Raw genomic sequence first — 21,752 nt, forward strand, 5'->3', positions numbered from 1 at the left:
CGTGAAACAGCTGTTGTCCGTCGAGGTGTTCTTCGATTTTGTCTGCCCTTGGTGCCTGATTGGGCAGCGGCACCTGCAGGCGGCCCTGTTGTGGTTGCAACGTGAGCAACCTCAGGTAGAGGTGCAGGTGCACTGGCAGGGCGTGCAGCTGTTGCCTGGGCTGCCTGCCAATGGGGTGTCGTTCAGTACGTTTTACCTGCAACGCCTGGGCAGTGAACAAGCCGTACGCGAGCGCCAGGCCCAGGTGCGCGCCGCTGCCAGCGTGGTGGGCGAGGATATCGATTTCTCGCGCATACGCCGCATGCCCAATACCGGCAATGCTCACCGGTTGATGCAACGGGCCGGCAGCCTGCTCGGTGCACCGCAACAGGAGGCGTTGCTGGCGCAGTTGTTCATTGCCTATTTCCATCAGGGCCGTGACCTGGGGGACAGCGGCACCTTGCTCGGTATTGCCCAGAGCTGCGGGCTGCAGGCCGCACAAGTGGTCGACTGCCTGCGTGACGACGGTAGCCCGTTTCTCGATGGGGCAGGGCGCGCAGGCAGTGCCGTGCCGCGCTACCGCTTCAATCAGGGGCCGTTGATTGCAGGCGTGCGGCCGGCCGAGGCACTGTTCGCGGCCATGAAAGACGCCTTGCAGGAGGTGGTGCAGGCATGAAACGACGTATGGCACTGGCCCCCGATCAAGTACCCGAACGCAACGGGCGGGTGCTGTTGGACCTTGAAGGCCACAGTGTGGCCTTGTTCAACATTGCCGATTCGTTCTATGCCGTCGATGACAGTTGCCCGCACCAGGGGGCATCGCTGTGCGGTGGTCGCCTGGAGGGTCGCGTCATCCAGTGCTGTGCCCACGGATTGCGTTTCGACCTGGCCAGCGGTTATCTGCAGAACTCCACCGCGCTCAAGCTGAACACGTACCCTGTCGAGCACGAGAAGGGTGAGGTGTTTATCGTCATCGATGAGCCCGCAACGGGCGGTTAATGCAACTGCCCATTGTGCTGTGCGCGCCAGTTTGCCGGCGGCATGCCGTACTGGGCAATGAACCAACGGGTGAATGAGCTGGGCATCGAATAACCGAGCATGTCGGCAATGCGCCCCAGCGAATAGCTGGGGTTTTCCAGGTAGCGCATCACCAGGTCACGGCGCACGCTGTTGATCAGGTCCTTGAAGGTCAGCGCGTTCTCTTCCAGCCGCCGCTGCAGGGTGCGCACGTTCATGCCTTGGGTCTGCGCCACTTGCTCGATGGTGGCACGGCCCATGGGTAGCAGCAGGTAGATGGTCTTGCGTAGCTCCAGTTCCAGCGACGGCACGCCGCTGGCCGGCAGCGTGTCCAGGTAGCGCCGCGCCAGCCGGGCCATGGCCTCGTTGGCCTGCGGGCTGGCGCTGTCGAGGTCGGCGGCGGGGCAGACGATGCCATTGAATTCGCTACCGAACACCAGTGTGCAACCGAAAATGCGCCGGTGAATGGCGGGGTCGGCAGGGGCCGCGTGGGTGAAGTTGGCACTGATCGGGTGCCAATGGGCACCCAGCAGTGCCGCGCACAGGCGCATCATCACGCCGATGGCCAACTCGGTGGCCTGGCGGCTGCACGGCGCTCGCTCGTTGATCACCTCTTCACGAATAACCACGGTCTTGCCGGCTTCCTCGATATGGATGGCCAGCGCGTCGTTGAGCAGGTGGCGGTACTGCACGATCACTTGCAGCGCATCGCGCAGGTTGCGTTGGTGGCTGAGCAGCAGGCTGATTTCGCCGAAGTCCGACAACTGACGCAATTCGGCCATGCGCAAACCGAAACTTTCGCACTTCGTGGCGCTGGCAGAGGCCTCCAGCAAGCTGATGACGCTGGCCACCGGGATACGCCGGTTGGGGTCGTCGAGCAGCGCGGCGCTCAGGCCAACCTGTGCCAGCAGTGCATGGGGATTGAGGCCCAGGTGGCGGGACACTTCCAGGTAGTTGGTCAAACTGGCGGCACGGACTAGAGCAGGCATTTTTTATTGTTGTCCCTGAAGTACGGGGGTTGCAGGTCCACTGGTTTTATAGCGTGCGTGTCATCAATTGAAAAGCAAAGCCCTGTTTTGACCGTTGTCATCAAATGAAAAGCGCCTGACGCCCAATGTAAAGCACCCGGGGGGAGGCCTGTTTACTGTGACCTTCAAGCGCTACATCGCACATGAGGTTCACCGTGGAAAAATTGCAAACCACAGCCACCGTGCTGATTGTCCCTGGCCTGCGTGACCACGTCGCCGAACATTGGCAAACCCTGCTGGCCGGCCGCCTGGCCAAGGTGCGCAGCGTACCGCCGTTGCAGGTTGACGGCCTGTGTTGCAACGCCCGGGTCGAGGCGATCCAGCGCGAGCTCGATCAGCTCGAAGGTGAGGTAATCCTGGTCGCGCACAGTGCTGGCGTACTGATGGTCGCCCATTGGGCGGCACGCTACCGGCGGCCGATCAAGGGGGCTTTGCTGGCGGCCCCGCCAGACCTCAATGCCCACTGGCCGGCGCATTACCCAAGCCCGGCCAGCCTGGCCGAGAAGGGTTGGTCACCGCTTCCGCCGACGTCGCTGCCATTCCCAAGCATTGTCGCGGCCAGCAGTAACGACCACCTCGCCAGCTACGCCGCCGCCGGTGAACTGGCCCGGCGTTGGGGCAGCGAACTGGTTGGCCTGGGCGCTGTTGGCCACCTTAACCCGGCTTCCGGTTTCGGCCCTTGGCCGCTGGCCGAGGCCCTGATCCGCCGACTGGACGGCGCAAACCTGCAGTAACGCATGGACGCCCCAGCCACGCCCGCAGCAGACGGGCGGCGAAAAAAACAATAACAATACGTGGAGCCATCGTAATGCCAGAACACCGCATTCACCGTGCTGTGAAGCCACAGCGCTGCCTGCTTGCCTGCGCCATCGGCCTGCTCACGCTGCCTGCCGCCCAAGCCTTCGAAGTCGATACCGGCAACGAAGACTGGGCCGTGCGCTTCGACAATACCGTCAAGTACAACTACGGCGTGCGCACTGAAAGTGCCGACAAGCGCCTGCTGGGCACGCCCAACAGCAACGACGGCGACTACAACTTCCGCAAGGCGGGCACCAACGTCACCAACCGGGTCGACCTGCTGACCGAGCTGGACGTGGTGTACCAAGGCAACACCGGTTTTCGCGTCAGCACTGCCAGCTGGTACGACAAGGCCTACGACAACACCGGCTCCAACAGCAACCCGTTCGTCAACGGTAATGGTGACCAGTCAGGCATCAACCCCAGCCTCAATGGCCTGCCGGGCACCGGCATACCGCTGGGCAGTCCGCACCTGAGTAACTACGCCCAGCGTTACTACAGCGGCCCCTCGGGCGAAGTGCTGGATGCCTTCGTGTTCATGAGCCGTGACGTGGGCGAAGCATCACAGGTCAGCGCCAAGCTGGGCCAGCACAACCTGTTCTGGGGTGAAACCCTGCTCAACCCGGTGCATTCGTTGAGCTACGGCCAGTCCGGCCTGGACCTGGCCAAGCTGGCGGCATCGCCGGGCACCGAGGCCAAGGAGCTGTTCGTGCCCCGTAACCAGCTGTCCACTTCGTTTCTGGTCAATTCCGAGCTCACCCTGGGCGCTCAGTACTTCTTCGACTGGGACGCGGCCCGACTGCCCGAGGCGGGTACCTACTATGGCGGCTCCGACGTGGTAGGCGAGGGCGCGCAGAGCTTACTGCTGGGCCATACCGGCACCCCGGGGCTGATCCCGGTGCGTGGTGCGCTGACCACCCTGCGCCGTGGTCATGACCTTACCCCTGGCAAAAGCGGCGACTGGGGCGTCATGGCCAAGTGGTCGCCGGAGTGGCTGGGCGGCACCCTGGGTTTCTACTACCGCAAGACCTCCGAAATCCTGCCCCAGGCCTGGCTCGATGCGCGTGGCATGACCGTGGCCAACGGTCCGTTCGGCAACCCGCCGGGCAGCCGCCAGGGCGCGGTCGGCAACCTCTACAACTCACTGCAAAGCACCACCTACCAGTTCGCCTATGCCGACAACATCGACATCTATGGGCTGAGCCTGTCCAAGGATGTGGCGGGCATCAGCGTCGGCAGCGACTTGAACATCCGCCACAACATGCCGCTGGCGAGCATCCCGGCAATCGTCAGTGCCCCCGGCCAGGCAGGCCTGGGGGGCGGCTTCGGCCTGCTGCCGGCGCGCCTGCCCAGCAGCGGGGTGATCTACGACGTGCCCAAGGATGGCGACAGCCTGAGCGCCACTGGTGACACCCTGCACTTCACCCTCAACGGGCTGATGACCATCGGCGACACGCCGCTGTTCGACTCGGCAACCCTGCTCGGCGAGCTGTTCTACAGCAACTTGCTCAAGCTCGATGGCCACAACGAGGCCTTGTACAAGGGCAAGAGCAGCTACCGCGGTATCGACAAGGCCACCCGCGATAACTGGGGCATTGCCGTCAACTTCACCCCCACCTGGTACCAGGTGGTACCGGGCATGGACTTGAGTATGCCGCTGTCGGTCAACGTCGGCATCGACGGTGTGTCGCCGGTGCAGGGCGGCGGTGCCGAAAACACCGGCAACTATGCGCTGGGCGTAAGCGCCGCGATCTACAACCAGTACTTCGTCGACCTCAAGTACGTCGACAGCTTCGGTGAGACCAAGGCCTGCAAGGATGGCCAGACCGACGGCAGCACCCCCAATGCCCTGGACGGCGAACAGGATTACACCTGCTACGGCGGCGGCTATGCCTCCTTCTCCGGTGGTGGTGCCACCACCGAGGACCGTGGCGCCCTGTACCTGACCGTCAAGACGACCTTCTGACTCATGTTTCCTACCGCCTACACAGGAAGACAACCATCATGAATTTCGTACGTACCCTGCTGGCCTCGTGCCTGTCGCTGGCCGCGCTCAACGCCGCCCAAGCCGCCGTTTCCCCTGACCAGGCTGCCCGCCTGGGCACCAACCTGACCGCCATCGGTGCCGAAAAGGCCGGCAATACCGACGGTTCGATCCCGGCTTACCAGGGGGGCCTGCAGACGCCGCCTGCCAACTTCCAGAGCGGTGCCAGCATGCGCCCCGACCCGTTTGCCAGCGACAAGCCGCTGCTGGTCATCGATGGCAAGAACGCCGACCAGTACAAGGGCCTGCTGACTGCCACCACCCTGGAACTGCTCAAGCGCTATCCCAGTTACCGTGTCGACGTGTACCCGACTCATCGCAGCGTAGCGCTGCCGCAGGCGGTGCTGGACAACACCCGCAAGAACGCCACCGCTGCCAAAAGCCTGGAGGGTGGCACGGCGGTGGACAACGTGCTGCCCGGCATCCCGTTCCCCATTCCGCAAAACGGCGCCGAGGCCATGTGGAACTTCCTGCTGCGCTACCAGGGCGTGAGCATGACCGCCAAGTACGACTCATGGAACGTCGATGCCGCCGGCAAAGCGTCACTGTCGACCACCGGCCAGGCCAATATCAGCTACCCGATCTACGAAGACATGGCCAAGCCGATCGGTGCCAAGGACACCTATTACCAGATGAAGCTGGTGTACACCGGGCCTGCGCGCCGTGCCGGCGAAGCCATGATGCTGCGCGATGCCGCCAACCCGCTGGTGCAGCCACGCAGCGCCTGGCAGTACCTGCCGGGGCAGCGCCGGGTCAAGCTGGCACCCAACCTGGCCTACGACACGCCCAACCCGGGCACGTCGGGCTCGGGCACCTACGATGATGTGTTCGTCTTCAATGGCGCCCTGGACCGCTACGACTGGACCTTGGTCGGCAAGCAGGAGATGTACGTGCCGTACAACACCTACCCGCTCACTTACAACACCGACGTCAAGCAACTGATCACCCCCAACCACCTGGCCCCGCAGTTCGTGCGCTGGGAAAAGCACCGCGTGTGGGTGGTGGAGGGCAAGCTCAAGGACGGCGCACGCCACATCTACCACAAGCGCCGCTTCTACCTTGACGAAGACAGCTGGATCGCCCTGGCCTCGGACCAGTACGACGCCCGTGGCCAGCTTTATCGCGGCTCGTTCGCCTTCCTCACCCAGAGCTACGACAAACAGACCCCGGACGCCACGCCTTTCATGATCTACGACCTGATCGGCGGCACCTACAACCTCAACGGCGTTGTGGGTGCCTACGGCGGTATCCGCTACATCGACCCATTGTCGAAAACCCAGTGGTCGCCCGAGTCGCTGGCCGGCAATGGCATTCGCTGAGCGCACGGAGCAGAGGTTGCCAATGTCTGTCTTCAAACGATGCAGCGCAGTGATGCTGGCCCTGGCGGCGCTGCAGGGCACGGCGCACGCCGTGCCCTTCACCGACGTACTGGAGGTGCCCGCCATGCCCAGTGCCCTGGCCAGCAGTAGCGCCCTGCGTGACGTGACCTTGGCCGGGCCGCGCCTGGTCGCGGTCGGCCCGCGCGGGCACATCCTGTATTCCGATGACCACGGCGCACACTGGCAGCAAGCCCAGGTGCCCGTCAGCGCCGACCTGAATGCGGTGAGCTTCGCCACGCCCGAACTGGGCTGGGCGGTCGGCCATGACGGTGTGGTGCTGCACAGCCGCGATGGTGGCGTGCACTGGCACAAACAGCTGGATGGCCGCGCGCTGGCCGAGCAGTTGCCCGCGGCGGCCACCGACAATGCCTTGCTCGACGTGTGGTTCAGCGATACCCGCAACGGCTATGCGGTGGGCGTGTTCAACCTGCTGTTGCGCACCACAGACGGCGGCGAGCACTGGCAACCCTGGCTCGACCACAGCGACAACCCGCAAGGCCTGCACCTGACCAGCCTGGCGGCGGTGGGTGACGACCTGTACATCACCGGCGAGCAGGGCCTGCTGCTGAAGTGGAGCGGCGCACGCTTCAGTCGCGTCGACACGCCCTATGCCGGCACCCTGTTCGGTGCCGTCGGCAAACCCGGTGTGCTGCTGGTCTACGGCCTGCGCGGCCACGCCTACCGCAGCACCGATGGCGGCCAGCAGTGGCAGCCGGTGAATACGGGTATCAACACCAGCCTCACCGCCGCCGGCATCGACCGTGACGGCCAGCTGTGGCTGGCCAGCCAGGCCGGCGACCTGCTGCTCAGTCGGGATGACGGTGCCAGTTTCAGTCAGGTGCCGCAAAGCGCCCGTGGCCCCGTGACCGCGCTCGTCAGCGACACCGGCAATGGCCTGGTGCTGGTGGGCGAGCGGGGCGTGCGCAACCAGGCCGGTAACCCCACGCAACACCCATAACAAGAGAAGACCCTGATGGCCGCTACCCGCCAAGATACCCTTCCGGTAATCCGCAACCTTGCCGACTTCGATCCACATTCGGGCAACGGCCTGGAGCGCCTTGTGTTCAACCACCGCCTGCCATTTCTGCTGTGCATGCTGGTGGCGACGCTGGTGCTGGGCTTCATGGCGCTGACACGCCTGGAACTGCGGCCCAGCTTCGACAAGATGCTGCCGCAGAGCCACCCCTACATCCAGCATTACCTGGAAAACCGCGCCTCGTTGCGCGGCCTGGGCAATGCGGTGCGGGTAGTGGTAGAGCACACTCAGGGCGACATTTTCGACCCGGGCTACCTGCAGGCCCTGCGTCACATCAACGACGAGCTGTTCCTCAGCCAGGGGGTGGACCGGGCCTGGGTGAAGTCGCTGTGGAGCCCGGCGGTGCGCTGGACCGAGGTCACCGAAGAAGGCTTCCAGGGTGGCCCGGTCATGCCTGACGGCTATCAGGGTGCAGCCGGCGACATCGAGCAGCTACGGCAGAACATCGAACGTGCCAACATCGTCGGCAGCCTGGTGGCGCGCGACTTCAAGTCGAGCATGCTGGTGGTGCCGCTGCTCGACCAGGATTCGGCCACCGGCAAAGGCCTGGACTACCATGCCTTTTCGCAAAAGCTCGAACAGCTGCGCAGCCAGTACCAGGCCAGCGGCCAGTACCGTATTCATGTGATCGGCTTTGCCAAGCTGATGGGCGACCTGATCGACGGCCTGATCGAGGTAATGGCGTTCTTTGCCCTGGCGGTGTTGACCAGCCTGGTGATCATCTACTGCTATACCCGCTGTATACGCAGCACTTTGCTGGTGGTGCTGTGTTCGCTGACGGCGGTGGTATGGCAACTGGGTATCGTCGCCTGGCTGGGCTATGCCATCGACCCGTATTCGATCCTGGTGCCCTTCCTGATCTTTGCCATCGGCGTGTCGCATGCGGCGCAGAAGATGAACGGCATCCTTCAGGACATCGGTCGCGGTACTCATCGGCAGATCGCCGCTCGCTATACCTTCCGCCGCCTGTTCGTGGCCGGGGTGACCGCCTTGCTGGCCGATGCAGTGGGCTTTGCCGTGCTGATGATCATCGATATTCCGGTGATTCAGGACTTGGCGATTACCGCCAGCATTGGCGTGGCAGTGCTGATCTTTACCTCATTGCTGTTGATGCCGGTGGCCCTGTCCTATGTCGGGGTAGGCCGCAAGGCCGCCGACCGGGCGCTGCGTATCGATGCCCGCGCGGCTCGGCACCGAGGCTTCGGTCGGCTGTGGGACCTGCTCGACCGCTTCACTGAACGCAAATGGGCCAGCGCCGCTGTGCTGGCAGCCCTTGCCCTGGCCGCCCTGGGCATCTGGGGCAGCTTGCAGCTGAAAATCGGCGACCTCGACAGTGGCGCCCCCGAGCTTCGCGCTGATTCGCGCTACAACCTCGACAATGCCTACATCACCCAGCATTACGCACTGTCCAGCGACACCTTCGCGGTCATGGTCAAGACCGCCCCCGAAGGCTGCCTGCAGTACCCGACCTTGATTCTTGCCGACCGCCTCGCCTGGGAGCTGCAGCAACTGCCGGGTGTGCAGACCACTGTGTCGCTGGCCAACGCTGTGCGCCAGATCACCGCTGGTACCTACGAAGGCAACCCACGGCTGAACAGTCTGCAGCGTAACCAGGACGTGCTCAATTACGCCGCCCAGCAGGCTTCGGTCAACGCCCCGGAGCTGTTCAACAACGACTGCTCGCTGATGCCGGTGATCGCCTACCTCAAAGACCATCGCGCCGACACGCTGGCCGAGGTGGCTGCCGTGGCCGAACGCTTTGCCCAGGCCAACAGCAGTGCCGAGCACCAGTTCCTGCTGGCCGCCGGCAGCGCCGGTATCGAGGCCGCCACCAACGTGGTGGTACGCGAGGCCAACCACCGTATGTTGTTGCTGGTGTACCTGGCGGTCACGTTGTTCTGCCTGGTCACCTTCCGCAGCTGGCGCGCAACGCTGGTGGCGATCCTGCCGCTGATGCTCACCTCGGTGCTGTGCGAGGCGCTGATGGTGGCCATGGGTATTGGCGTCAAGGTTGCCACTTTGCCGGTGATCGCCCTTGGCGTGGGCATTGGCGTGGACTATGCGCTGTACCTGCTTAGCGTGCAGCTGCACTACCAGCGCGCCGGCCTGAGCCTGGCTCAGGCCTACCAGAACGCCGTGGCCTTCACCGGCCGGGTAGTGGGGCTGGTCGGCATTACCCTGGCCGCCGGTGTGGTTGGTTGGGCCTGGTCGCCCATCAAGTTCCAGGCCGACATGGGCCTGCTGCTGACCTTCATGTTCCTGTGGAACATGCTCGGCGCGCTGGTGCTGATACCCGCGCTGTCGCACTTCCTCCTGCGTGGCCAGGGCGCCCCGGCGGCTGCCGGAACCCGGGCCGTAGCACTTTCGCAAACCCAAGAAACCGAGTGTTCGCCTCATGTCTGATTACCTTCCGCCACTGCGCGACATGGATTTTCTGTTCAACGACGTGTTCGACATCCCCGCCTGGTGGGCGCAAACGCCCGCACTGGCCGACGTGGTCGATGGCGACACTGCCCGGGCCATACTCGAGCAGGCCGGCAAACTGATTGCCGAGCAGGTGGCGCCGCTCAACCGCAGTGGCGACGAGCAGGGATGCCGTTGGGAGGCTGGCCAGGTTCGGACACCCGACGGTTTCGCCGATGCCTACCGGGCATTCGCCGCTGACGGCTGGGTCGGGGTGTCCGGTGCGCCGGAATACGGCGGCATGGGCATGCCGAAAGTGATCGGCGCCCAGCTCGAAGAAATGCTCAATGCCGCCAACCTGTCATTCGGTTTGTACCCGATGTTGACGGCCGGCGCCTGCCTGGCACTGCTGAACCATGCCAGCGAGGCGTTGAAGGCGCTGTACCTGCCGCCGATGTACCAAGGGCGGTGGAGCGGATCGATGTGCCTGACCGAGCCCCACGCCGGCACCGACCTGGGCCTGATCCGCACCCGCGCCGAGCCCGTTGCGGATGGCGGCTACCGCATCAGCGGCACGAAGATTTTCATCACCGGCGGCGAGCAGGACCTGACCGAGAACATCATCCACCTGGTGCTGGCGAGGCTGCCGGATGCCCCTGCTGGCCCCAAAGGTATCTCGCTGTTCCTGGTACCCAAAGTGCTGGTTGGCGCCGACGGCACATTGGGCCAGGCCAATGCGGTGGGCTGCGGCTCGATCGAGCACAAGATGGGCATCAAGGCGTCGGCCACCTGCGTGATGAACTTTGACGGTGCCATCGGCTACCTGGTCGGTGAGCCGAACAAGGGGCTCAATGCGATGTTCACCATGATGAACTACGAGCGCCTCGGCGTGGGTATCCAAGGCCTGGCCTTGGGCGAGCGTTCGTATCAGGGGGCCATCGCCTATGCCCGCGATCGCCAGCAAGGCCGCGCACCGACGGGGGCTGAAGAGCCGGCGCAGCATGCCGACCCGATTATTGTCCACCCGGACGTACGCCGCATGCTGATGACCATGAAAGCGCTGAACGAAGGTGGTCGGGCATTTTCCACCTACGTGGCATTGCAGTTGGACCTGGCCAAATACAGCGGCGACCCGGTTGCGCGCGCCCAGGCCGACGCCAAGGTGGCGTTGCTCACGCCGGTGGCCAAGGCCTTCCTCACCGACATGGGGCTGGAGACCACCGTGCACGGCCAGCAGGTGCTGGGTGGCCACGGCTACATCCGTGAATGGGGCCAGGAGCAGTTGATCCGCGACTGCCGCATTACCCAGATCTACGAAGGCACCAATGGCATCCAGGCCCTCGACCTGGTGGGGCGCAAGCTGTTTGCCGATGGTGGCGAAGCGTACCTTGCTGTGTCCGCTGAACTCACCACCTTCGCCGAGGCGCTGCCGGCCGCATTTGCCGAGTTCAGCGCACCGTTGCTCGCTGCCGTGCGCAACCTTGACGAACTCAGTGCCTGGCTGCTCGACCGTGCCCAAGGCAACCCGCGCGAGCTTGGCGCGGCGGCGGTCGAGTACCTGCAGGTGTTTGGCTACACCTTCTACGCCTACCTGTGGGCACGCATGGCCGTGGTGTGCCAGCGCCAAGCGGCACTAGAGCCGTTCCACGTGAGCAAGCTCGGTACCGCGCGCTTCTTCTTTGCACGCCTGCTGCCGCGCATCCATTCGCTCAGTGCCAGTGTCAGGGCCGGCAGCGACAGCCTGTACCTGCTCGAGGCCGGGCAACTGTGATGGCCGCGAACATGACCTCGACCCGCATCATGCCTGCGGCCGAGCAGGCGTATGCCTACCCGCTGCTGATCAAGCGCCTGCTGCTGTCGGGGGTGCGCTACCAGCCCAATCAGGAAATCGTCTACGCCGACCGGCTGCGCTACACCTACACGACGTTGCTGGCGCGCATTCAGCGGCTGGCCAATGCGCTCACCGCCGCCGGGGTGAAACCCGGCGATACCGTGGCCTTGCTCGACTGGGACAGCCATCGCGCACTGGAGTGTTTCTTTGCCGTACCGATGCTGGGGGCGGTGCTGCATACGGTAAACGTGCGGCTGTCCACCGAGCAGGTGAGCTACACCATGAAACATGCCGAGGACCGGTGGGTGCTGGTGCATGACGACTTCCTGCCGCTGATGCAGCAGCTACAGGCCGACCTGCCGACAGTCGATGGCTTCATCCGCCTCAGCGATGGCGCCCCTGCCGCGCAGGTGGTGCCTATGCTGGGCGAGTATGAAGCCATGCTGGCGGCTGCCGAGCCCCAGTTCGAATTCCCGGACTTCGACGAGAATTCCCTGGCCACGCTGTTCTATACCAGCGGTACCACCGGCAACCCCAAAGGCGTTTACTTCAGCCACCGGCAACTGGTGCTGCACACCTTGGTCGAGCAGGGCACCCTGGCCGCGTGCGGCGACCTACCGCTGCTGCGAACGGGCGATGTGTACATGCCGATCACGCCCATGTTCCACGTACATGCCTGGGGCGTGCCCTATGTGGCCACCGCGCTGGGCATCAAGCAGGTCTACCCCGGGCGCTACGAGCCCAATCGCCTGGTGCGCCTTTATCGCGACGAGGGTGTGACCTTCTCCCATTGTGTGCCCACGGTGCTGCAGATGATGCTCGACAGCGAGCAAGGGCGCTGCACCGACCTGGCTGGCTGGAAGATGCTGCTGGGCGGCAGCGCGTTGACCTTGGGTCTTGCCCAGCGGGCCAGCGAGCGGGGCATCAGCGTGCATTGTGGCTACGGCATGTCGGAAAGCTGCCCGCTGCTGAGCATCACCCACCTGAGCGCCGACCTGCTGGCACAACCCATGGCGCAACAACTGCCTCTGCGCATCGATGCCGGCGTGCCGATTGCTTTGGTGGACCTGCGTATCGTCGACAATGAGGGCAGGGCGGTGCCGCACGATGGCGAAAGCCTGGGCGAAGTGGTAGTGCGCGCGCCGTGGCTCACCCAGGGCTACCTGCACGAACCGGAGCAAGGCGCGGCGCTGTGGCTGGGGGGCTGGATGCACACCGGTGACCTGGCCTGCATCGACGCAGCCGGCGTGGTGCGCATCCGTGACCGGATCAAGGATGTGATCAAGACCGGTGGCGAGTGGGTGAGCTCGGTGGCGCTGGAAAACCTCATCAGCCAGCACCCGTCCGTCGCCTCGGTGGCGGTCATCGGTATTCCTGACCCACAGTGGGGGGAACAACCGTTGGCGCTGGTGGTCTGTTGTGACGGTGTGCAACTGGACCAGCCAGCATTGGCCAGGCACCTGCAGCCGTATGTCGACAGCGGGCACCTGAACAAATGGGCGATACCACGGCAGCTTCGTTGTGTGGACGAGATCCCCAGGACCAGTGTCGGCAAGATCGACAAGAAGCGCATTCGCCAGGCTGAAATCTAGGTTTGGCGTGCGACTTTCAGGGGCGCAAAGCGCCCCAAATCCCCGCCAGGCAAGGGAACGGCGGTTTGCTCATGTTCAGCCAGGTAAAGTTAGGTAAAAGCGGCCACGGCATATACACGGATCAGTATTGTGGTTTGTACTGTTCGGTCAAAGATGCCAAAGATGAACACACTTCCGTCGCAGCCAAGCGCTGAACGCGGGGCGTTCTCCAGTTTCGAGGCGTGTCGCAACACCCAGCAGGGCCCCGTGGTGATCCTTGCCTCCGGCGCTTCTGCCAGGCATTTTCCGTTGGGCGAGTTCGCACATTTGCCCATCATTGCCATGAACGGCTCGGTCGCCATGACCGCCGAACACGGTATCCACCCCTTCTTCTACGTGTGCACCGACAAAAGCTTTAGCCAGCAGCAGCCGGCCTTGTTTGCCACTGCCTTGCGCGACAGCGAACGCCTGGCACTCTGGCCCGAGCAGTACGAAGGTGCCGATGTGCCGGCGAGTACCGAGTGTTATGCCCTGCACAAAGCCGACACACCGGGCCTGCTGGACGGTTTGCGCGGCCATGGTGACAGTTGCGTGTGCAACCGCGCGCTGTGGAGCAAGCGCAGCCGCTCGATTGCCTTCAGCAAAGACCTGACACATGGTTTTTTCGATGCCCGCACAGTGGCCTATGTGGCCTTGCAGCTGGCGTATCACCTGGGCTTTGAAGAAGTGCTGCTGGTCGGGGTGGACCTGGACCAGACCGTGGGGCGCTTCTATGAAAACGGGCAGGGCCAGTGTTCGCCGTGCGGGCTCGACCAGCACTGGGACAGCCGCATCCTGCCGTCGCTGACGCTGATGGCGCGGGAGGTGGTGAGCGCGCATTTTCACGTCTACAACCTGTCGGCCACCTCACGCATCCCCGCCGAACTGATCCCCAAGGTCAACCTCAACGAAGCGCGGCGGATTGCCGGTTGTGCCATTACCTGAGCAAGAAAGCGGATGCGCACGGGGCTGTGGATGCGTACAGTACGCCCATCGCAAACAGGCAGGTTCACGCTTATGTCCAGCGCATTCACCCTCATGCAGTCGCCCGTCGGCACCTTGACCCTGGTGGCGCGCGGCGAATGCCTGGCAGCCGTATTGTGGGAAGAGGAGCGGGAAAACCGCGTTCGCCTCGGCGAGGTGTACCGTGACGACCAGTGCCCGGTGCTGCGGGAAACTGCACGACAGCTGGGTGAGTACTTTGCGGGTAAGCGGCAGCGCTTCGAATTGGCGCTGGATTTTGCCGGCACCGAGTTCCAGCGCCAGGTATGGGCCGCGTTACTGGCGATACCCTTCGGTGAAACCCGCAGCTACAGTGACATCGCCCGGCAGATCGGCAACCCCGACGCGGTGCGCGCAGTAGGCGCCGCCAACGGCCGCAACCCGATTTCGATCATTGCACCGTGCCACCGCGTGATCGGTGCTTCAGGCAGCCTTACCGGCTTTGCCGGCGGCCTGGCGGCCAAGCAGTACCTGCTGGCGCTGGAGGGCCGGCAAAGCCTGGCACTGGACCTGTAACGCGTCAGCTGAACCAGCTGGCGACCACGCAGGCCAGTATGGCCAACACCGACCCGGCCATCAGGGTGTAGTGCCGGTGGGCCCGCCGTGCATGGGGCTTGACCTCGCGCAGGTACTCGCCGGGTGTCGGCGCGTGCGGCCTATGGCGTAAGCCTTCGGCCACATCGGCAAGCTGGCCCTGGATCAGCAGGCCGACCAGGTAGTAGGTGCAGGCGTAGCTCAGCAGCGCCAGTAACAGGTAGATCATGCCGGGTGTAGGTCCAAGGGCAGGGCCACGGCGCTGGTGTTGCCGGTGTCCAGCAGGATCAGCCCTTCACTGTGGTCATCCAGGCTCGCCAGCAAGCGCCCCTGGCTGTCCCACGCCGCCGAGCCGCCGGCGCCGATGAACGTGTCGGCCGGCCCCACGCAGTTGGCCATCAGCACCGGCATGCCCAGTTCACGCGCCACTGCCGGGTAATGCAGGTAGCCTTCGCGGATGCCCTTGGCGGTTTTCGCCACACTGACCAGATACAGGTCGGCGCCGTGCTCGCGGGCGGCGGCAGCGTGGGCCATGAACATCGACTCGTAGCAGATTGCCGGTGCCACTCGGTGCTCACCGACCTGCAGCAGCAATGCCTGATCGCCCGGAGTGAAGTAAGGCAGCTCGTCTTCATGAAGGCGCCGTTTGGCATAGGCCTGGCGCGCAGCCATGGGGCTGAGAATCGGCATGCCGATGCGGATACCTTCGGGTGTCGGCAACGGCAAGCCAGCCGCAATGGTGATGCCCAAGCGGTCACAGGCGGCTTGCAGCGGGTCCAGCCGTGCGGAGCTGACCGGCAGGGCGGCCTGGCGCGCCAGGGTGGGCTCGTAGCCCGTCAGCGAGAGTTCGGGGAAGACCACCAGCTCGGCACCCAGTGCCGCCGCCTGCTCGATGCAGGCCAGGTGACGTTGGACGTTGCCTGGTACATCGCCCTTGAGCGACGCCAGTTGTACGGCACACAGTTTCATCTAAACCCTTCCCTGGTAAAGGTTGAAGGGCCGAGCATACTACCGGCACCAACACCTGCACCAGTGAAGGGTTTTTCAGGTTGCGGGGTGCGCGGCGAAGCGTTGGCGGAACCAGTCGTCGAGCATGGCCTTCTCGGCATACAGGCGGTCGTTGCTGCTGGTGACCCGGCCCGGGCGGCTGAGGTACATCTTGTCGCTGACCCGTTCCTCCGCTTGCCGGGCGGGTTTGCCTGGCTGGTTGAGGGTGTAGGTCAGGTCAATCGTCGGCCAGGTGATCTCGCGCATGAAGCGCACATCGTAGGCCTGGCGGTGCCAAGGCTCGAAGCGCCCGGCCAGGTCGATGTCGCGGATGTCGATGACCAGTTGCTGGCCCGGTTGCAGGTAGCGTTGGCCGAGCTTCTGCAAGTACTGGGTGAGGGTTTTCATCACATAGTCATCGGCGCCACGCTCATAACCGTGGCTGTCCAGGCTGGCATCGCGGAATTTTTCAGGGTGGTCGAAACGCACCTTGACCTGAGCGGGCGGGGCACCTTGTGCCATGCTGTCCAGTGACAGCGCCATGAGCACGGCACACACGAGGGCGGTACGCATGATGCACCTCCGGGGTAGAGTGGGGGTGCTTCCATTTTACGCCTGCCATGGCGCCACCAGCAGAGGAAGATTTTAATGGGACGGTTTCGGCGGTTGCTCGCCAACATCCGAGGGCGGGACCTGGCAGTGGGCGATATCCATGGTCACTTCCAGCGGCTGGAGAAGTGCCTGGAAGCGGTAGGGTTCGACCCGGCCGTGGACCGCCTGTTCAGCGTAGGTGACCTGGTGGACCGTGGGCCGCACAGCGAGGCTGCTCTGGAATGGCTTGCGCAACCATGGTTTCATGCGGTGCAAGGCAACCATGAGGCGCTGGCAATCACCCGCGTGCGAGGGGGGCGGCTTGACCTGGAAATGTACCGTGCAGCGGGTGGGAGCTGGTTCCTCGACCTGCCGCGGGCCGAGCAACTTCGCTACGTGGAGCGCTTCGAGCAGTTGCCGATTGCGATAGAAGTGGAAAGCGCAGATGGCCTGGTAGGCCTGCTGCATGCCGACAGCCCGTTTGCCGACTGGGCAGCCTTGAGGCGTTGGCTGGAGCTGGAACTGGATGACGACCCCAAAGTGCGGGAAGTGTGCCAGTGGTCGCGGCGGCGGCTGAAGGAAGGCAATACCCAGCCGGTGCAAGGCCTGCGGGCCTTGCTGGTGGGGCACACGCCGGTGCTGGAGCCCAAGCTGCTGGGCAATGTGTGGCACCTGGATACCGGCGGTTGGGCCAGCGGCCACTTCAGCTTGATGGACATGCGGACGCTGAAACTGCTCAGCGCCGCGCCAGATGCAGCAGCAACGCCAACGCCAATGCCACCAGCATGACGCCCGAGGCTCGCTCCAGCCACGGCAGGCTACGGGCGAAACGCCGCAGTACCCGCTGGTTACCGATGGCCACGGCAACCAGCAAGTCCCAGAGCAGCACGATGCTGAACATCCACAAGGCATACGCCGTTTTCCAGCTGCCGCTGGCACTGGCGACCATGCTGGCCAGGCTGGCATAGAACAGCGCGTTCTTGGGGTTGAGGATGCCGGACAAGAAACCCATGCCCAAGCCCCGCCACCAACCCGGTACCGCCGACTCACCCGCGACTGCGCCCAGGCGGGTTCGCCCGGCATGGCGTAAGAACAGTACGCCGATGTACAGCAGGTAGCTGGCCCCGGCCAGTTGCAGGGCGGTGAACAGCAGGCTGCCTTCCTGCAGCACCGACAGGCCGGTGAACGCCATGGCGATGAACGCGCCATTGGCCAGGGCGATGCCCAGGCAGGCACCGCTGGCGATGCGCCAGCCGCTGTTGATCGAGGTACGCGCCACCAGGAAGAAGTCCGGGCCAGGTGATAGCAATGCGAGGAAGTGGGCGAGGGCGATGATCAGGAACTGTTGCATGGGTGGGGCTGCTCTGCGGAAAACCGCAGTCTGCTGCAGGGCCTGTCAGGCGTATTGAACAATATTGCAAGCCCAGGCGGCGGGCGTTCAACGCCCTCGGTACTGCCCCGGCGTCACCCCCACATGGGCCTTGAACACCCGCTGGAAGTGGCTCTGATCGGCAAACCCGAGCTGGTAGGCCACCTCCGCCAGCGCTGCCCCTTCAGCCAACAGCTGCCGCCCGCGATTGACCCGGGCATTGAGCAGGTAGGCATGTGGTGTAAACCCGGTGGCCGAACGAAACGCACGGATCAGCTGATAGCGCCCAAGCCCGGCCTGATGGGCCAGTGCTTTCAGGTTCAAGTGCGCCGGGTCCTGGCCTTCGATGCGTGCGACCAACCCGCTCAGCGCGCTTGCCTCCAGGGCGGGGGCTGCAAATAGTGGCGGCTGTGCCGAGTAGTCCAGGTCCCCCAGAAAGGCAATCAGCGCTGCATCCTTCTCCCCGTTGCTGGCGCAGGAGAACAACAGGCTGTTCAACTCGCAGAATTGCCGATACACCTGTGGTGCCCGGCAGATACGCGCCGGTTCGCCTGCCCCGGCACCGCTCAGCCCCGACTCCAGGCGCAACTGCGTCAGCCAGTCGGCGTCCACATGCAGCATCTGGTAGCTCCAGGCTTGCCCGGGTGCGGGGTTGCAGGCATGTACGCGGTGGGCCGGGACAAACACCAGCGTGCCGGGCCTCAGGCGTTCCTGCCCGTCGGCAGCCCCGGTGAAATGGCTGTGGCCAGCATCCACCGCGCCGATGGAAAACGTGGGGTGGCTGTGGGCCTTGTAGCAAGCCCGGCTATGGCAGGCGCGGCGACTTTCCACAGGCGCAAGTGCCGGGTCGCGCCATAGCGCGGTGTGGGGGCGGGGCATCACAAGGTCCTCGGTTTTGCCAGCAGGGTAACAATTGCTGCGTACCCGTACAGTTTTTAACGCTGACTGTAACTTGACCGCAAGGCCCGGCAGCCGCCGAAATAGACGCCTGTTACCAAAGGAAAACAACAATGGACCTTTCCAGCCTGCTGCTTTTCATCCCCGCCTGCTTCGCCTTGAACATGGCACCCGGGCCAAACAACCTGCTGTCGCTTCATAACGCCAGCCGCTACGGCCTGCGCACCGCCTGCGTGGCGGGTGGCGGGCGTATCCTGGCCTTCAGCGGTATGATCGCCCTGGCGGCCATGGGCCTGGCGGTGGTGCTGCACACCAGCGAATACTTGTTCCTGGCCATCAAGGTGGTGGGCGCGGCCTACCTGTTCTACATCGCCTGGCAATTGTGGCGCGCACCGGTGGGCGAAGCCGTGGTGGCAACTGACCACCCCAGTGGCACGTGGCGCCTGGCGCGCCAGGAGTTCTGGGTGGCGGCCGGCAACCCCAAGGCGATCCTGATCTTCACCGCCTTCCTGCCGCAGTTCGTCACGGTCGGTAGCGCCACCCCGGTGAGCGAGCAGTTCCTCTGGCTGGGCGTGTTGTTCCTGCTGCTGGAGTGGGCGGCCATTGCCATTTATTCAGGCCTGGGCGCCTACATGCAGCGTTGGTTCAGCCAGCCTGGCCCGCGCCGCCTGTTCAACCGGGTCAGTGCCTCCCTGCTGGGCTGCGCCGGCCTCGGCTTGCTGGCGGCACGCCGCTAGAACTGCCAGCGCACGCCCAGGTTCACGCCGCTGGCTTCCTGCTGGCGGCTGTCCAGGTTGGCGGTGTACTGCACGCCGCCATGCAGGCTCAGCGCCCCACTGACCTGCGCCACCACGCCGCCTTCCAGTTGTGCCGAGGTGTAGCGGTAGTCGGTCTTGATCTTGTCGACATCATCGAAGGTCAACGTATCGCGGCCACCGTCGCCGTGCCACAGGTTGACCTGTGCATAGGGCTGCAACAAGCGCCCGCTGCTACCCGTAAACGCACCTTCCAGGCGTACCCCCAGCCGGCCGGTCAGTTCAACCTGTGCGTCATGACGGATGCGCGAGACACTGTCGCTTGCGCTGTCGAGCGAGACCTTCTGTGCAATCAGCTGGGCTTGTGGCTCCAGGGTCCAGCGCTCGGACAGGGCGATGGGGTAGCCGGACTCCAGCGAAGCCGTCCAGGCATGGCCGTCGATGTTCAGCTTGTCGCCACGGTCCGAACGGGCACGGCCATCGAGGCGGGTGTACTGCAACACGGTATCCAGATAAGCACCTTGTGGCCCGACCAGCGTCCAGTAGGTGCCGACGCTATCGCCATCAAGCCTCAGATCGCCGACGCTTCGGTTCTCCTCGGCCAAAGCGAATCCCTTGACGTCGGCCTCCAGGCGGCTGTGACTGACGTAGAGGCCAACATGCTGCCGATAACCGTGGTCGCCAACCTTGGCGTACAAGTCCTGCCCAACCTTGAAACCGTACAGATCGCCATCCAGGCTCGGGCTGACCGTGCCGCTCCATTGCTGGCGTAGCGCGCCGCCGTAGGCCTGGCCCCAGCTGGCGGGCAGGGCGCCTTCACCTTTGAGTAGCAGTTGGTCGCCCTGGCGCTGGTGGAATGTGCCCAGTGCCTGGCGGGCGATGATCGCAGCGCCACGTGGAGCGGCGGCATATACGGGAACTTCCGGGCGATACAGCGGCAGGCTTTCACCTTGCACCGGGGCCGGCAGATCCACCTGACCGGGTGCCGGTGCCGCAACAGGTGGGGTTGCAGCCGGGGTAATGACTGGCGGCTCGCCAGGTTCGGTTGGCTGCGTCGGCTCGCCTGGTTGCGGTACAGGGGCCGGAGCGGGTGGCGCGACCACGGTTGAACGCAGGAACCAGCTGTTTTCGCTGCCAGCGGTCACGCCACCTTTGAACAGGCGATAGTCGTAGGCGCCAACCGACAGCGTCTGTGTCTGCACGAAGGCAGTGGCGGTACTGGTGGCGCCGTCACGGGCTTCGACGACCTGGATGCCATTCAGAGCGGTCGCTGCACCCGCGCCATTGAGGTTGTTGATGAGCAATTGGGTAGAACCGCTGATGGCACCACGGCTGACCACCAAACGGTCGGAGGCGGCGCCATCACCCGCCAGCACGCTGTTTAGGCGCAGGTTACCGTTGTTGCCGGTGTAATCGCCCTGTATGGTCAGGCGGCCCTGGGCGTCGTTGCCACGGCTCAGGTCGATGGTGCCGGCGTTTACAACCGATACCATGTTGCCACTCTGGATACTGACGATGCTGCCCTGGCGGCTGATCAGCGAGCTGCTTGCATCAATTTGCAAGGTGCCGGTGCCCGTGGCAGGGATTACGCGTGGTTGGTCGGCGCCCAGATCTCCCAGGGTGAGGGTATCGTCGAGGGTCAGCTGGCTGCCTTGTTTGAGGTTGATGCTTTCCCAGTTGGCGTACAAGGCACCTTTGCCGACCTGACTCTGCTCGAACGAAAGCGTGTCCGTGCCGGTGCCGCCGTCCAGGATAACGGCCGAGTTGCCGAGGTCGAGGGTGCGGACAGTAGCCGTGTCATTCCCATTCTCCAGGATGACTCGTTTGCCGATCTGACCGCCAGTCCAGGTAAACACATCATCGTCATTGCCAGTGCGTATTTCGCCTTTGAGCGTGCCGCCACTGAGGGTGATCTTGTCTACGCCGCTACTGGTGCTGATGTCACCGCCGATGGTGCCACCGGTCATGGTGATCGTGTCATTGCCAAGCCCACTGACGACATTGCCGACAACGAGGGTTTCAATCCCGAGACTTTGGGAAATATTGAGAATGTTGTCAGCAAGCTTGAGATCTATCCGGCCAATGCTGCCGCCCTGGAAGTCGGCGATGTCACCATCTTCAAACGCGCCCGTAATAGTTCCGCCGGTCATGGTGAACGTGTCCATGTCACCGCCCTGGTTCAGCGAGCCCAACGTACCGCCAGACATGGTGTACGTGTCTTGGCCATTGCCTTGCTGCAATGACAGAACCGTGCCGCCACCGATAGTGAACGTGTCAGCCGCATTTGTCTGCACGAGGGCACCCAGATTGTCACCGGGTGAAACGGTCAGGGATTCAGCGTGAGCCAGCAAAGGCAGGGTAAGCAGGGGGAATGCGGCAGGCAGCAGCAGGCGAGGGCAGCGCATAGGCAGGTCTCCGTGTCCATTGAAGGGTCCACTACCTGAAGCGTCGCTTCGGCCCTGCCTGTGTTTTATGTAATGCGCAGTGACGGG

20 protein-coding genes are annotated in these 21,752 nt (G+C 64.1%); 13 read left to right on the plus strand and 7 right to left on the minus strand.

Going from position 1 to position 21,752, the window contains the following annotated elements; all coding sequences use genetic code 11:
- Position 1 precedes the first annotated feature (1 nt).
- Positions 2 to 655: a DsbA family oxidoreductase gene (locus FHW75_RS22740; protein WP_019097546.1), complete on the plus strand. Its 654-nt coding sequence runs from the start codon at positions 2 to 4 to the stop codon at positions 653 to 655.
- Positions 652 to 978, plus strand: a complete 327-nt coding sequence (locus tag FHW75_RS22745; RefSeq protein ID WP_026020371.1) for a Rieske 2Fe-2S domain-containing protein — start codon at positions 652 to 654, stop codon at positions 976 to 978. The genes FHW75_RS22740 and FHW75_RS22745 overlap by 4 nt, the downstream gene beginning before the upstream one ends.
- Here the strand turns inward: FHW75_RS22745 and FHW75_RS22750 are convergent.
- On the minus strand, positions 975 to 1,985 hold the full coding sequence (locus FHW75_RS22750) for an AraC family transcriptional regulator (protein WP_016715618.1): 1,011 nt from the start codon (positions 1,983 to 1,985) through the stop codon (positions 975 to 977). The two genes, FHW75_RS22745 and FHW75_RS22750, sit on opposite strands and share 4 nt — an antisense overlap.
- A gap of 194 nt (positions 1,986 to 2,179) precedes the next feature.
- On the opposite strand from FHW75_RS22750, the gene FHW75_RS22755 reads away from it, so the two are divergent.
- From FHW75_RS22755 to FHW75_RS22795, 9 genes are all read left to right on the plus strand, one after another.
- Positions 2,180 to 2,758 (plus strand): alpha/beta hydrolase, encoded by a 579-nt coding sequence (locus tag FHW75_RS22755; RefSeq protein ID WP_019097544.1) that lies wholly within the window; start codon positions 2,180 to 2,182, stop codon positions 2,756 to 2,758.
- A 74-nt stretch (positions 2,759 to 2,832) separates the two neighbouring features.
- Complete coding sequence (locus FHW75_RS22760) at positions 2,833 to 4,788, plus strand: DUF1302 domain-containing protein (protein ID WP_025754179.1); 1,956 nt, start codon at positions 2,833 to 2,835, stop codon at positions 4,786 to 4,788.
- A gap of 38 nt (positions 4,789 to 4,826) precedes the next feature.
- Positions 4,827 to 6,185: a DUF1329 domain-containing protein gene (locus FHW75_RS22765; protein ID WP_027609300.1), complete on the plus strand. Its 1,359-nt coding sequence runs from the start codon at positions 4,827 to 4,829 to the stop codon at positions 6,183 to 6,185.
- A gap of 22 nt (positions 6,186 to 6,207) precedes the next feature.
- Positions 6,208 to 7,203, plus strand: coding sequence for a YCF48-related protein (locus tag FHW75_RS22770; protein WP_183674629.1), 996 nt, complete (start codon positions 6,208 to 6,210; stop codon positions 7,201 to 7,203).
- Positions 7,204 to 7,218: 15 nt separating this feature from the next.
- Positions 7,219 to 9,684, plus strand: coding sequence for an RND family transporter (locus tag FHW75_RS22775; RefSeq protein ID WP_025754176.1), 2,466 nt, complete (start codon positions 7,219 to 7,221; stop codon positions 9,682 to 9,684).
- Complete coding sequence (locus tag FHW75_RS22780) at positions 9,677 to 11,455, plus strand: acyl-CoA dehydrogenase C-terminal domain-containing protein (RefSeq protein ID WP_183674633.1); 1,779 nt, start codon at positions 9,677 to 9,679, stop codon at positions 11,453 to 11,455. The genes FHW75_RS22775 and FHW75_RS22780 overlap by 8 nt, the downstream gene beginning before the upstream one ends.
- An 11-nt stretch (positions 11,456 to 11,466) precedes the next feature.
- On the plus strand, positions 11,467 to 13,107 hold the full coding sequence (locus tag FHW75_RS22785; RefSeq protein ID WP_260308835.1) for a fatty acid--CoA ligase: 1,641 nt from the start codon (positions 11,467 to 11,469) through the stop codon (positions 13,105 to 13,107).
- A 162-nt stretch (positions 13,108 to 13,269) separates the two neighbouring features.
- Complete coding sequence (locus tag FHW75_RS22790; RefSeq protein WP_016715611.1) at positions 13,270 to 14,070, plus strand: LPS biosynthesis protein; 801 nt, start codon at positions 13,270 to 13,272, stop codon at positions 14,068 to 14,070.
- A gap of 72 nt (positions 14,071 to 14,142) precedes the next feature.
- Positions 14,143 to 14,643: a methylated-DNA--[protein]-cysteine S-methyltransferase gene (locus FHW75_RS22795; protein ID WP_016715610.1), complete on the plus strand. Its 501-nt coding sequence runs from the start codon at positions 14,143 to 14,145 to the stop codon at positions 14,641 to 14,643.
- A 4-nt stretch (positions 14,644 to 14,647) separates the two neighbouring features.
- Here FHW75_RS22795 and FHW75_RS22800 read toward each other — a convergent pair whose 3' ends face one another.
- The 3 genes from FHW75_RS22800 to FHW75_RS22810 form a co-directional block, all read right to left on the minus strand.
- Positions 14,648 to 14,890 carry a hypothetical protein gene (locus tag FHW75_RS22800; RefSeq protein ID WP_025754172.1) on the minus strand — a complete coding sequence of 81 codons (243 nt, stop codon included), beginning with the start codon at positions 14,888 to 14,890 and terminating at the stop codon, positions 14,648 to 14,650.
- Positions 14,887 to 15,630, minus strand: a complete 744-nt coding sequence (locus tag FHW75_RS22805) for a carbon-nitrogen hydrolase family protein (RefSeq protein WP_027609297.1) — start codon at positions 15,628 to 15,630, stop codon at positions 14,887 to 14,889. The genes FHW75_RS22800 and FHW75_RS22805 overlap by 4 nt, the downstream gene beginning before the upstream one ends.
- 75 nt (positions 15,631 to 15,705) lie before the next feature.
- Entirely contained in the window at positions 15,706 to 16,221 is a 516-nt protein-coding gene (locus FHW75_RS22810) for a DUF3016 domain-containing protein (protein WP_183674639.1), read from the minus strand.
- Positions 16,222 to 16,296: 75 nt separating this feature from the next.
- Here FHW75_RS22810 and FHW75_RS22815 point away from each other — a divergent pair, with 75 nt between their 5' ends.
- Positions 16,297 to 17,028, plus strand: coding sequence for a metallophosphoesterase (locus FHW75_RS22815; protein ID WP_019097536.1), 732 nt, complete (start codon positions 16,297 to 16,299; stop codon positions 17,026 to 17,028).
- Here the strand turns inward: FHW75_RS22815 and FHW75_RS22820 are convergent.
- Together FHW75_RS22820 and FHW75_RS22825 are read right to left on the minus strand one after the other, a co-directional pair.
- Complete coding sequence (locus FHW75_RS22820; protein WP_019097535.1) at positions 16,976 to 17,590, minus strand: LysE family translocator; 615 nt, start codon at positions 17,588 to 17,590, stop codon at positions 16,976 to 16,978. The genes FHW75_RS22815 and FHW75_RS22820 overlap by 53 nt on opposite strands.
- Positions 17,591 to 17,677: 87 nt before the next feature.
- A complete protein-coding gene (locus FHW75_RS22825; protein ID WP_183674642.1) occupies positions 17,678 to 18,487 on the minus strand; it encodes an AraC family transcriptional regulator in 810 nt (269 codons plus the stop codon).
- 131 nt (positions 18,488 to 18,618) lie between these two features.
- Here FHW75_RS22825 and FHW75_RS22830 point away from each other — a divergent pair, with 131 nt between their 5' ends.
- Complete coding sequence (locus FHW75_RS22830) at positions 18,619 to 19,242, plus strand: LysE family translocator (RefSeq protein WP_019097533.1); 624 nt, start codon at positions 18,619 to 18,621, stop codon at positions 19,240 to 19,242.
- Here the strand turns inward: FHW75_RS22830 and FHW75_RS22835 are convergent.
- Positions 19,239 to 21,665, minus strand: a complete 2,427-nt coding sequence (locus FHW75_RS22835; RefSeq protein ID WP_183674646.1) for an autotransporter outer membrane beta-barrel domain-containing protein — start codon at positions 21,663 to 21,665, stop codon at positions 19,239 to 19,241. The genes FHW75_RS22830 and FHW75_RS22835 overlap by 4 nt on opposite strands.
- Positions 21,666 to 21,752 lie beyond the last annotated feature (87 nt).

This window comes from Pseudomonas sp. OG7, from assembly GCF_014192825.1.
Lineage (GTDB): Bacteria > Pseudomonadota > Gammaproteobacteria > Pseudomonadales > Pseudomonadaceae > Aquipseudomonas > Aquipseudomonas monteilii.